This window comes from Thermotoga sp. 2812B, assembly GCF_000789335.1.
Classification (GTDB): Bacteria; Thermotogota; Thermotogae; order Thermotogales; family Thermotogaceae; genus Thermotoga; species Thermotoga maritima.
This window is the reverse complement of sequence record NZ_CP003408.1, coordinates 221,073-232,591: the sequence shown is the minus strand read 5'-3', so window position 1 is coordinate 232,591 and position 11,519 is coordinate 221,073. Positions and strand designations below refer to the sequence as shown.

Below are 11,519 nucleotides of genomic sequence, written 5' to 3'. Positions count from 1 at the left end.
CCCGCCCCGCGGGGTCTCGATTTTTGGGAGGAGGTATTCGGACATGTCCCTGAAGGAGAAACTAATGTCAGATCTGAAAGAAGCCATGAAAAACAAAGACATGGTAAGGGTGAACACCCTTCGTATGATACTCACAACCTTGAAGAACTTGGAAGTGGAGAAGATGAAGGAAGCCACGGATGAAGAAGTAACGGAAGCATTGATGAGGGAAGCCAAGAAAAGAAGAGAAGCTATAGAGGAGTACGAAAAACACGGCAGAGAAGAACTCGCGGAGAAGGAAAGGAAGGAACTGGAAATCATAGAGTCGTACCTTCCAAAACAGCTTTCGGAGGACGAGATAAGAAAGATCGTCATGGAAGCGATAAACGAGGTGGGTGCTTCTTCCCCAAAGGATCTGGGGAAGGTCATGAAGGTAGTGATGCCAAAGGTGAAGGGAAGAGCAGACGGGAAACTCGTGAACAAGATGGTCAGAGAGATTCTGGAATCGTTATGAAGTTCGATCCCGATATCATCAGGTGTGTCGAGATAGTGGACGCGGGACCTCAGCACAGACCCACTCACGCTTCTTCTCTTCTTGTGTGGTACGCGAGGCCGTCTAAGAACGTCAAAAGCGTTCTGGAGCTTGGAAGCGGTGTGGGAACGGTGAGTTTTGCCCTCGCAAAGCTCTACAACGTGAAAGTGGTCGGAGTGGAAAAAGAAAAGGAGCTGTACGAAAAAGCCCTCGAAGGTATCTCGTTGAACGAACTCGAAGGAAGAGTCTTTTTCGTGAACTCCTCGGTGGAAGAGCTTTCCTTTCCTCCGGAGTCTTTCGACATGGTTGTTTCGAATCCTCCTCATCACACAAAGGTTAAGAGTCCCAACCGTTTGAGAGCCTCTACCCGGAGCATCGAAAGGAGAGACATAGAAGGATTCGTCCAGGCAACGTTTCGTTTTTTGAAGAATGGAGGAACGGCCGTCTACGTTCTTTCACCGGAGAACCTCATGGAGTGGCTGGAAATGTTTGTGTCTTTCAGACTGGAGCCCAAGAGAATGTGTTTTGTCCATGGTAAAATTGAAAAGGCTGCAACTCTTGTTCTTTTGAGATTGAGGAAAAACGGAAAAAGGGGATTGATTGTAGATCCTCCGGTGATTCTTTCATGATAGTCGGTGTGGGTGTTGATGTCCTGGAGATAGGAAGAGTTCCGGAAAAACTCGCAGAAAGGATCCTTGGTGAATCGGAGAAGAGACTGTTCCTGACGAGAAAGCGCAGGAGGGAATTCATTGCAGGGAGATTCGCTCTAAAGGAAGCTTTTTTCAAGGCTCTGGGAACGGGTTTGAATGGACACAGCTTCACAGATGTGGAATTTCTGGAAAGCAACGGAAAACCAGTTGTGTGTGTTCACAAGGATTTTGGCTTCTTCAACTACGCTCATGTTTCACTTTCTCACGATAGATTTGTTGTGGCTCTTGTTGTTCTCGAAAAAAGAAAAGGTGATATCATTGTAGAAGGTGACGAGAGCTTTTTGAGGAAAAGGTTCGAAGTCCTTGAAAGGTCAGTCGAAGGGTGGGAGATAGAGACTTCACTCCCACCGTTTACTTTGAAGAAACTGCTGGAAAGCTCGGGTTGCAGGCTTGTGAGGTATGGTAACATCCTCATCGGAGAGTGAGAGAAATGAACATCGATGAGATAGAAAGAAAAATAGACGAAGCGATTGAGAAGGAAGACTATGAAACGCTTCTTTCTCTTTTGAATAAAAGGAAAGAGTTGATGGAAGGACTCCCAAAGGACAAACTGTCTGAGATCCTTGAAAAGGACAGAAAAAGATTGGAAATCATCGAAAAGAGAAAAACAGCGCTTTTTCAGGAGATCAATGTTATCAGAGAAGCCAAATCGTCTCTTCAAAAGAATATATGGACCAGAGGAGATACCTTAGGAAGAGGATAAAAACACGACAGGAGGGATGAACAGTAATGGAAGTGAAGGAGCTTGAAAGAGACAAAAACCGTGTTGTGCTGGAGTACGTTTTTGGAGCAGAAGAGATCGCGCAGGCTGAGGACAAAGCGGTCAGATACTTGAACCAGAGAGTGGAGATTCCGGGCTTTAGAAAGGGACGAATCCCAAAGAATGTCCTGAAGATGAAGCTCGGTGAAGAATTTCAGGAGTACACGCTCGACTTTCTCATGGACCTCATACCAGACACGCTCAAAGACAGAAAGCTCATTTTGTCTCCTATAGTGACCGAAAGAGAACTGAAGGACGTCACTGCCAGAGTGGTGGTGGAGGTTCATGAAGAACCGGAAGTGAGAATAGGTGACATTTCGAAGATAGAAGTGGAAAAAGTGGACGAGGAAAAGGTCCTGGAAAAATACGTGGAAAGGAGAATAGAGGATCTCAGAGAAAGTCACGCTCTCCTCGAGCCCAAAGAAGGACCCGCTGAAGCGGGAGATCTCGTGAGAGTGAACATGGAAGTGTACAACGAGGAGGGAAAAAAACTCACCTCTCGTGAATACGAATACGTGATAAGTGAGGACGAAGACAGACCCTTTGTGAAAGACCTCGTGGGAAAGAAGAAAGGCGACGTTGTGGAAATTGAGAGGGAGTACGAGGGAAAGAAGTACACATACAAGCTCGAAGTGGAAGAAGTGTACAAACGCACCCTTCCAGAGATCGGTGATGAACTTGCAAAGTCAGTGAACAACGAATTCGAAACACTGGAACAGCTGAAAGAATCTCTGAAGAAAGAGGGAAAAGAGATCTACGATGTGGAAATGAAAGAGAGCATGAGAGAGCAACTTCTTGAGAAACTCCCTGAAATTGTGGAGATCGAGATATCTGATAGGACTCTGGAGATACTCGTTAACGAAGCGATCAACAGGTTGAAGAGAGAAGGAAGGTACGAACAGATCGTGAGTTCGTATGAGAGCGAGGAGAAATTCAGAGAAGAACTGAAGGAGAGAATTCTGGATGACATAAAGAGAGACAGGGTGATAGAGGTTCTCGCACAGGAGAAGGGTATCAGTGTGAGCGATGAGGAACTCGAGAAAGAAGCGGAGGAACTCGCTCCTTTCTGGGGAATCTCTCCTGATCGTGCTAAGAGCCTTGTCAAAGCACGGCAAGACCTCAGAGAAGAATTGAGATGGGCCATTTTGAAGAGAAAAGTGCTTGATCTGTTACTTCAGGAAGTCAAGGTGAAGGTGGTTGAACCAAAAGGAGAGGGTGATGACGGTGAAGGAAAAGAAGATAATTGATCAATACGTTCCCATAGTCGTTGAGTCTACTGGAAGGTACGAAAGAGCCTACGACATTTTCTCGAGGCTTTTAAAGGACAGAATTGTTTTTCTTGGTTCCCCCATAGACGATCATGTGGCGAACCTGGTTATAGCTCAGCTTCTGTTTCTGGAGGCGGAGGACCCGGATAAAGACGTCTACCTCTACATAAACTCCCCCGGAGGTTCTGTGACGGCGGGGCTCGCTATCTACGATACGATGCAGTATATAAAGTGCGATGTCTCAACCATATGTGTGGGACAGGCGGCTTCCATGGCGGCAGTGCTCCTCGCGGCCGGTGCAAAGGGAAAAAGGTACGCACTCCCGAACGCTCGAATAATGATACATCAGCCGCTCGGTGGTGCTGAGGGACCCGCCAAGGATGTGGAGATCATCACGAGGGAGCTTCTAAGAATAAAAGATCTTCTCAACAGAATTCTGAGTAAACACACGGGACAACCGATTGAAAAGATAGAAAAAGACACAGACAGAGATTTCTTCATGAGTGCAGAAGAAGCGAAAGAGTACGGGATAGTCGATAAAGTCGTCAGCACAAGAGAGTAAGGGCACCGGAAGGTGCCCTATTCTTCTGTCAATTTTTCGTTCAGAAGGTTTACGATCTTTTCTGCCCTTCCCGAGACTTCTCTTCTCAGTATTTCTTCAGGTTCGATTCTGTACACGTTGTAGTACTCCCTTGTGAGATCTAAGTCGACGTCTATCTTTGCCCCTTCTAAGGAAAAACCCGCGTAGAACCCACGTGCTATTGAATACGAATAGACGGAAGCGTCAAGATTGTAATCGGCGCTGAGTCTTCTTCCAAGAGGTCCCGCCGCGACGCTCAGTGATCCTCCCAGGGTGATGTTTCCTTCGGCGAAGGCATCGACATTTTCCATGATGACGGCTATGAGAGAAACTGATTGAAATCCTATCTGCGGACCGAAGCTCAATCCGTACATTTTCACAAACAGAGGGCCGTACCAGGTGTTCGTCTCTGGGTCTCTTTTCAAAAGCACTCCCTGGCCGTACTGCCCTCCCAGTACCCAGCCGAGTTTCAGGTATTTGGGCACGATGAATATGCCCCTGGCCCTCTCGAGAAGTGAGAGAAACGCACCGCTGTCCGGTTGATCGAGAAACTCTTTCAGTGCGAGGAACGATTCATCGATTATATCAAGCGCACTTGCGAAAGAAAACAGCGAAGATGTGAGGATCGTTAAAGCAACGAGGAATTGTTTCACCTCATCACCTCCTCAGATCATCTGGAAGTACTTCTGAAGCATTTCACTGAAGAAGTCGAGGATTTTCTGCGCCATCCAGCCGCTCAGAAACAGGATCGTGAGAAACAGCACAATTATTCTTGGAGCGAACATCAGCGTCTGCTCATGGATTTGAGTGACGGCCTGAAAGATGCTGATCACAAGCCCCACGATGAGACTCACAACGAGGGGTGGTACGATGATCTCCAGCAGAAGACTTATTCCGCTTTTCATTATATCCAGAAAGACCTCAATGGTCACGGCAAATCACCTCGCAAAACTCTTTATCAGCCCTTCTACAAGCAGATCCCAGCCGTTTGCCATGACGAAAATGAGAATTTTGAACGGCAGAGAAACGAAAACCGGAGGTATCATGATCATTCCCATCGCTAACAGTATGCTGGCCACTATCATGTCTATCACTATGAAAGGCACGTAAAGAACAACTCCCATTTTGAAGGCAACTTCCAGTTCTCCCAGAACAAAGGCTGGTATCAGAACGGCATTCGGTGCTTCTTCGATTTTTGCGATTTCAATGCCGGAGTTTTTCGCGAGCATGAAAACGTTATCCTCGTTGTGGTGATTCTTCAGTTCGTTGATCATGAACTCTCTTATACGGGTGTTTACCCGTTGAAACATCTCCTGATAGCCTGTTTCTTTGTTCAAATACGGCGTTATGGCATTGTTGTAGATATCGTTCCAGACGGGCTGCATGATGAGAAATGTGAGAAAAAGGGCAAGACCTATCATAACCTGGTTAGGAGGAGTTTGACGCGTTCCAAGAGCGTTTCTGAAGAGTGAAAAGACAACGATTATGCGTGTGAATGAGGTGAAGAGAACGAGGATGGAGGGTGCAAGTGCCAGAACGGTGAGTACGAGAAGGATCTCGAGAGTAACGACGAGGTCCTCTGGTTCTTCGGCAGGTCTTACACCTATGGATATCGAAGGAAAAGGTATTTCCTGAGAAAAATACAAAAGGGGAAGAAAGATCAAAAGAATCAGAAGAAGCTTTCTCATTTAATTTTTCTCCCCAGCTTTTTGAAGAACATACTGGAAAAAGATTTTTCTTCGTAGTCCTCCAGTTTCTTTATGACGGTGGCACCGGAATCTGTTACCAAAATGACGAGATATTCATCGATTACCCTGACAATGGCGATGAAAGTTTTCCTATCCAGGTAGTGTCTCTCCAGAACGGAAATGCTGGATCCCTTTTGAATGAAGGTTCCCCGCTTCACAAAATAGTAAACCAGAAGAAGAAAGAAGAGAACTATTCCGAAAGCCAGAAGAAACTGCAGAATCCCACTCATGGGATTTCACTTCGAAACCTTGTTGAGAGCCTCTACCACCCTGGAAGGCTGGAAGGGTTTCACAATGAAGTCTTTCGCTCCAGCTTTTATAGCTTCTATGACCATTGCCTGCTGTCCCATGGCACTGCAGACGATGATCTTTGCGTTGGGGTCGATCTTCATGATCTCTTTGATCGCATCGATACCGTTCATCTCCGGCATGGTGATGTCCATCGTGACGATGTCCGGTTTGAGTTCCTTGTATTTTTCAACGGCTTCACGACCGTTTGTTGCTTCCCCTGCAACTTCGTATCCCGCTTTTGTGATGATATCTTTCAACATCATCCTCATGAACGCTGCATCATCGACTATCAAAACTCTCTTTCCCATCTTTTACACACCCTCCTTAACGGTTATTTCTTCGATTATCTTGTCGATATCCAGATAGATGATGAGCCTTCCGTCGGTTTTTACAAGACCCTTTGATTTTTTACCGAATTTATCGGACACATTTGTCAAATCGAGCTGATTCTCGGTTATTCTCAGGACTCCCAGGACTCTATCAACAAGAAATCCCACTTCTACATCCTTCGTTCTGGCGACAATTATACTCTTCATCTTTTGCTCGTCGAATGAAATACCCAGAATCTTCGCAAGGTTCACCACAGGAATGATTCTTCCTCTTAGATTGATCACACCCTCTACGAAGTGTCTTGATTTTGGCACAGGTGTTATATCGGATTTCTCAATCACCATTTCTATGTTGTCGACATCAAAAGCCAGTGCCTGTTCATCTATTTCGAAAGATAGAACTTCGAACTCTTTCAAAGCATCCGCCAATGTTTTCACCCCCGTTATACAATGCCGGAGACGTTGATTATCAGCGCTATACTACCATCACCGAGAATAGCTGCTCCGCTGAATTCCTTCACCTCAGAGAACACCTTTCCAAGAGATTTTATCACGATATCGTCCTGACCGAGAAGATCGTCTACGACGATACCGTACTTCCTGTTTCCTACCCTCACAATAACCGCTTCCATCTCCTCCAGTTCTTCTTTGTGCTCTATTTGAAGCACTTCCCACAGACGGTAAACGGGTATCACTTCTCCTCTTATGACTATCACATCTCTGTCCTGAACTCTTTGAATATCCTCTTTTGAAATGCTGAGTATTGTGTCTATGTTCGCTATCGGAATCGCGTAGACGAGATTGTTGACTTTGACGAGGAGCGCCTGAATGATGGCCAGAGTGAGCGGTAGTCTTATCGTAACTTTTGTTCCTTTATCTTTCTCGCTTTCTATGCTTATGCTACCATTCAAAGATTCCACCACATTTTTCACGACATCCATCCCCACACCTCTTCCGGACACTTCGGAGACTTTTTCCTTTGTGGAAAATCCCGGAACGAAGAGGAAGTTCAGAATCTCCTGATCAGAAAGGGTAGCGGCCTTTGATTCATCTATGAGTCCCTTTTCTATGGCTTTTCTGATGATCTTTTCCTTGTCTATACCCCTTCCGTCATCTTCGACTTCTATTACCACGTTGTTTCCCTCGTGACGTGCCGAGAGAATGAGTGTTCCAATGGGGGGTTTTCCTTTGGCTATTCGTTCTTCTTTGGGTTCTATACCGTGGTCGATGGCGTTTCTCAGGAGATGGAGCAGGGGTTCGCCAATTTCTTCAACGAACGTTCTGTCGAGCTCTGTGTCTTCTCCTCTCATGATGAAATTCACTTCTTTGTTCATCTTTTTGGCAAGGTCTCTCACCATTCGAGGGAATCTGTTGAAAACAAAGGAGATGGGAACCATTCTGATCTTCATCACAACATTCTGAAGGTCTAAGGTGATCCTGCTGAGATGAGACAAACTCTCATCCAGTTCTTTTATGTTGTATTTTTTGAGCGTTTCCAGTATTCTACTTCTTGCGATGACCAGTTCTCCCATCAAGTCCATCAAATTGTCCAGTTTCTCTATATCTACCCTGACTGTTTGCGAAATAACCTTTTTTCTTTCGGCCTTTTCCTCAGTTTTTTCAGTTTTCTCTTCTTTCTCGGTTCTTTTCTCAGCCCCTGATTCTTCGGTAACGGCGGTTACTTCCTTTATTATTACCTTTTCTATATCGGCAATGCTCGACAGAGCTTCAGAGAGTTTCTCCAGATCCACAGGGGAGATTACGAAGAGCTCCACTTCGTTTTCGAATTTCTCTTCTTCTATCTCTTCAACTGAAGGAACCGTTCTCACAACCTCACACTTCAGTTCCTCGAGCTTGTGGAAAACAAGGTAAATCCTGGCGGATTTCAACTGCGTTCCTTCTTTGAGAATCACTTTAATATAGAACGTTTTAAAACCCTTGTTTCTCGCTTCCTGAAGAACGTGGGCAACTTCTTCAGGAAGAACTACGACTTCTTCATTGCTTGTTGATTCTCCTTTGTGTTCTTCCTCACCCTTTGTTTCCGTTTCATTTTTGATTTCTGAAGGCTTCTCTTTTCCCGATGATGCAAAGCTTTTTATGGTGTCGGAGAACACGTCTATGTTTTCTCCGATGTCGTCACTTCCCTCGGAGACGATCTTATCAACCATTCTGGTTATCAAATCGACCCCCGCGAAGATCTTATCGAGGAGATCGGAAGTTATCTTTATCTCGCTGTTTCTGGCTTTATCGAGGATGTTTTCTAAGGTATGGCAGAGCTTCGCCATACTGGAAAACCCCATTGTACCTGCCATTCCTTTCAGGGTATGAAGAGCCCTGAACGCTTCGTTTATGAGTTCCATATCTTCGGGATTTTTCTCCAATTCGAGGAGGGTATCGTTCAGATTTTGAAGGTATTCTTTTGTCTCATCGACAAACACTCCGAGATATTCTTCCATCATACTCTTTCACGCCCCTTCAAGTATTTTCTGAGGTTTTCCAGGGCCATCATAGCGGATCTGGTTCTTATCATGTTTCGATCGCCTGTAAAATTATACCTCATAGTAATGTGTTCATGTTCAAAGATATCTATGAAAACTGTACCTACGGGTTTCTCCGGAGTACCACCTGATGGGCCTGCTATTCCGGAGATAGAGACGCAGATATCTGCACCGGTGAGTTTTTTTAGCCCCTCCGTCATCTCCTGTACACATTCTTCGCTCACCGCACCGTGTTTTTTGAGAGTGTCCTCTCTAACACCGAGGATGTGTTTTTTCAGATCGTTGCTGTAGGCTACCACACCTCCTATGAAAACCTCTGAAGCCCCCGGCACGTTCACCACCAAAGATGAGAGCATGCCACCCGTGCAGGATTCTGCAACGGCGAGCGTTTTTTTCCTGTCTTTCAGGAGTCTAACCACGACTTCTTCCATCTTTTCGTCGTTTACACCGTAGAGGTGTTCGCCAGTCTTATCGAGAATCTTTTTCACCATCTCGTCCAGATATTCTTTGTTCTTCATATGGGTGGTCAATCTGAGTCGTACTCCTTCTACATGATCGGCCATGGTGGCTACTTCCACTATGTTCTGGGAGTAAAGAATATCTTTCAAAAGATCTTCGAGAACGGCTTCGGGAATGCTGTAGTATTTCAAAACAACCTGATACAGGGCATCTGGAGTTCTCAATCGATCTTTCAGTGCGTTGAACATGGGGATCAGCTCTCTGGGAGGTCCCGGCAGGAGAATCACGATTTTCCCATCCACAGTGAGGAGTTGTCCTGGAGCACTTCCCACAGGGTTGTCCAGAACTTCGGCACCGTCTATTACTAAAGCCTGTCTTTCAATGTTCTGCGGTATTTCAGAATGGTATTTTTTTATCTTCTCTTTTATCTTCGAGAGGAGTTCTTCATTGAGTTTGAGACTCCTGTTCAGCACTTTTGCGACTGCATCCCGGGTGAGATCGTCCTGTGTGGGGCCGAGTCCTCCTGTGAGGATGAGTAGATCGACCTTGAGAAGGAGGGTTTTCACTTCTTCTGAGATGGAGATCAAATCATCTCCTACCGTTGATACCTTGACAACTCTATATCCCAGATTCTTCAATTCCTGGCAGAGAAACTGTGCGTTTTTGTTGAGTATCAAACCTTCCAGCAGTTCACTTCCGATAGTGATGATCGCTGCTTTCTTCATACGATCCCTCCTCAGTGATATGATAACACACAGGGGGATGTTATGAGAGAAAAGCTCTTTTGGATTCTTAAAAAGTACGGTGTGAGCGATCACATCGCGAAGGCTTTTCTGGAAATACCCCGTGAGGAGTTCCTGACGAAGTCCTACCCACTCTCTTACGTTTACGAGGATATCGTTCTGGTTTCCTACGATGATGGAGAAGAATACAGCACTTCCAGTCAGCCCTCTTTGATGGCGCTGTTTATGGAGTGGGTGGGTCTGGACAAAGGAATGAGAGTCCTCGAAATAGGCGGAGGAACGGGTTACAACGCTGCCGTGATGAGCAGAGTTGTGGGTGAGAAAGGCCTTGTGGTCTCCGTGGAATATTCGAGGAAAATCTGCGAGATCGCGAAAAGGAACGTGGAACGCCTTGGAATAGAGAACGTTATTTTTGTCTGTGGCGATGGATACTACGGTGTTCCGGAGTTTTCCCCGTACGATGTTATTTTTGTAACAGTTGGTGTGGATGAAGTGCCGGAGACGTGGTTCACTCAGCTCAAGGAAGGTGGGAGGGTTATAGTACCTATCAATTTGAAACTTTCAAGAAGACAGCCCGCTTTCCTGTTCAAAAAAAAGGATCCGTATCTTGTGGGAAACTACAAACTGGAAACCAGGTTCATAACGGCAGGGGGCAATCTCGGAAATCTTCTCGAGAGGAACAGAAAGCTTTTGAGAGAATTTCCATTCAACAGAGAGATCTTACTCGTACGTTCTCATATCTTCGTGGAGCTGGTGGATCTCCTCACCAGGAGACTCACAGAGATTGATGGAACGTTCTACTACGCTGGGCCAAACGGCGTGGTAGAGTTTCTCGATGACAGGATGAGAATCTACGGGGACGCTCCAGAGATAGAGAACCTTTTAACTCAGTGGGAAAGCTGCGGCTACAGGAGCTTCGAGTATCTCATGCTTCATGTGGGTTACAACGCTTTTTCACATATATCCTGTTCTATTTGACCGTCTCTTATTCTTATAACCCGGTCCGCTTTCTCTGCTATTCTTTCATCGTGAGTCACGACCACCAGTGTGGAATTCTCCTTCATTTCCATCAGAAGATCTATGATCATTCTCCCCGTCTCGTTGTCCAGAGCACCGGTGGGTTCATCTGCCCATATGACTTTTGGATTGTGGACGATGGCCCTCGCGATGGCGACACGCTGTTTTTCCCCTCCGGAGAGTTCTTCGGGGAACCTGTCGCACTTGTGAGCCAGCCCCACTTTCCTCAAGATTTCGAAGGCTCGTTCTCTTGCCTCTTTTCTGTTCACACCCAGAATGAGCAGAGGTAGTTCCACATTTTCAATGGCGGTGAGGACAGGAACGAGATTGAAGAACTGGAACACAAACCCCATGTTTTCCGCTCTGAACCTCGTTCTTTCCTCTTCTGAGAGCGTGTACAGGTCTGTTCCATGGATTATCACAGTTCCCCTTGTAGGGCGATCCACACCAGAAAGACAATTCAGAAGCGTTGTCTTTCCAGAACCGGAGGGGCCCAGTATCACAACAAACTCTCCCGTGTTTATTCTTAGATTTATACCCTTCAAGGCTGTTACTTTCTCTTTCCCATTGTATTCCTTCCACAGATTGTGAACCTCGATCAAAGC

The 11,519-nt window shown here is 45.9% G+C and carries 16 protein-coding genes; 7 read left to right on the top strand and 9 right to left on the bottom strand.

The annotated features are described in order from the left end of the window. Positions 1-43: 43 nt before the first annotated feature. The 6 genes from T2812B_RS01230 to clpP are packed head-to-tail and all read left to right on the top strand — an operon-like array spanning position 44 to position 3,811. Positions 44-493 (top strand): GatB/YqeY domain-containing protein, encoded by a 450-nt coding sequence (locus tag T2812B_RS01230; protein WP_008192654.1) that lies wholly within the window; start codon positions 44-46, stop codon positions 491-493. After that, complete coding sequence (locus T2812B_RS01225) at positions 490-1,140, top strand: tRNA1(Val) (adenine(37)-N6)-methyltransferase (protein ID WP_008192656.1); 651 nt, start codon at positions 490-492, stop codon at positions 1,138-1,140. Before T2812B_RS01230 ends, T2812B_RS01225 begins: the two co-directional genes overlap by 4 nt. Continuing rightward, positions 1,137-1,646 carry a holo-[acyl-carrier-protein] synthase gene (locus tag T2812B_RS01220; RefSeq protein WP_008192658.1) on the top strand — a complete coding sequence of 170 codons (510 nt, stop codon included), beginning with the start codon at positions 1,137-1,139 and terminating at the stop codon, positions 1,644-1,646. Before T2812B_RS01225 ends, T2812B_RS01220 begins: the two co-directional genes overlap by 4 nt. A gap of 5 nt (positions 1,647-1,651) precedes the next feature. After that, entirely contained in the window at positions 1,652-1,924 is a 273-nt protein-coding gene (locus T2812B_RS01215) for a flagellar protein FliT (RefSeq protein WP_008192659.1), read from the top strand. Between the two features lie 26 nt (positions 1,925-1,950). After that, entirely contained in the window at positions 1,951-3,228 is a 1,278-nt protein-coding gene (gene tig, locus T2812B_RS01210; protein ID WP_008192661.1) for a trigger factor, read from the top strand. Further along, complete coding sequence (clpP, locus tag T2812B_RS01205) at positions 3,200-3,811, top strand: ATP-dependent Clp endopeptidase proteolytic subunit ClpP (protein WP_029683460.1); 612 nt, start codon at positions 3,200-3,202, stop codon at positions 3,809-3,811. The genes tig and clpP overlap by 29 nt, the downstream gene beginning before the upstream one ends. A gap of 17 nt (positions 3,812-3,828) precedes the next feature. Here the strand turns inward: clpP and T2812B_RS01200 are convergent, their stop codons facing one another. Genes T2812B_RS01200 through T2812B_RS01165 form a run of 8 tightly spaced genes read right to left on the bottom strand, consistent with a single transcriptional unit; the run spans position 3,829 to position 9,879 of the window. Continuing rightward, complete coding sequence (locus T2812B_RS01200) at positions 3,829-4,482, bottom strand: YSC84-related protein (protein ID WP_004081057.1); 654 nt, start codon at positions 4,480-4,482, stop codon at positions 3,829-3,831. 12 nt (positions 4,483-4,494) lie between these two features. Continuing rightward, complete coding sequence (fliQ, locus tag T2812B_RS01195; RefSeq protein ID WP_004081052.1) at positions 4,495-4,761, bottom strand: flagellar biosynthesis protein FliQ; 267 nt, start codon at positions 4,759-4,761, stop codon at positions 4,495-4,497. Between the two features lie 6 nt (positions 4,762-4,767). Beyond that, entirely contained in the window at positions 4,768-5,517 is a 750-nt protein-coding gene (fliP, locus tag T2812B_RS01190) for a flagellar type III secretion system pore protein FliP (protein ID WP_004081051.1), read from the bottom strand. Beyond that, a complete protein-coding gene (locus T2812B_RS01185; RefSeq protein WP_004081050.1) occupies positions 5,514-5,807 on the bottom strand; it encodes a flagellar biosynthetic protein FliO in 294 nt (97 codons plus the stop codon). The genes fliP and T2812B_RS01185 overlap by 4 nt, the downstream gene beginning before the upstream one ends. A 6-nt stretch (positions 5,808-5,813) precedes the next feature. Further along, complete coding sequence (cheY, locus tag T2812B_RS01180) at positions 5,814-6,176, bottom strand: chemotaxis protein CheY (protein ID WP_004081049.1); 363 nt, start codon at positions 6,174-6,176, stop codon at positions 5,814-5,816. Between the two features lie 3 nt (positions 6,177-6,179). Continuing rightward, positions 6,180-6,635, bottom strand: coding sequence for a chemotaxis protein CheW (cheW, locus tag T2812B_RS01175; protein ID WP_010865187.1), 456 nt, complete (start codon positions 6,633-6,635; stop codon positions 6,180-6,182). Positions 6,636-6,640: 5 nt separating this feature from the next. Next, complete coding sequence (gene cheA, locus T2812B_RS01170) at positions 6,641-8,656, bottom strand: chemotaxis protein CheA (RefSeq protein ID WP_008192691.1); 2,016 nt, start codon at positions 8,654-8,656, stop codon at positions 6,641-6,643. Further along, positions 8,653-9,879 (bottom strand): competence/damage-inducible protein A, encoded by a 1,227-nt coding sequence (locus tag T2812B_RS01165; protein WP_004081038.1) that lies wholly within the window; start codon positions 9,877-9,879, stop codon positions 8,653-8,655. The genes cheA and T2812B_RS01165 overlap by 4 nt, the downstream gene beginning before the upstream one ends. A 42-nt stretch (positions 9,880-9,921) precedes the next feature. On the opposite strand from T2812B_RS01165, the gene T2812B_RS01160 reads away from it, so the two are divergent. Then, on the top strand, positions 9,922-10,875 hold the full coding sequence (locus tag T2812B_RS01160; RefSeq protein ID WP_004081036.1) for a protein-L-isoaspartate O-methyltransferase: 954 nt from the start codon (positions 9,922-9,924) through the stop codon (positions 10,873-10,875). Here the strand turns inward: T2812B_RS01160 and T2812B_RS01155 are convergent. Next, positions 10,839-11,516, bottom strand: coding sequence for an ABC transporter ATP-binding protein (locus T2812B_RS01155; RefSeq protein ID WP_004081034.1), 678 nt, complete (start codon positions 11,514-11,516; stop codon positions 10,839-10,841). The two genes, T2812B_RS01160 and T2812B_RS01155, sit on opposite strands and share 37 nt — an antisense overlap. Between the last annotated feature and the right edge of the window lie 3 nt (positions 11,517-11,519).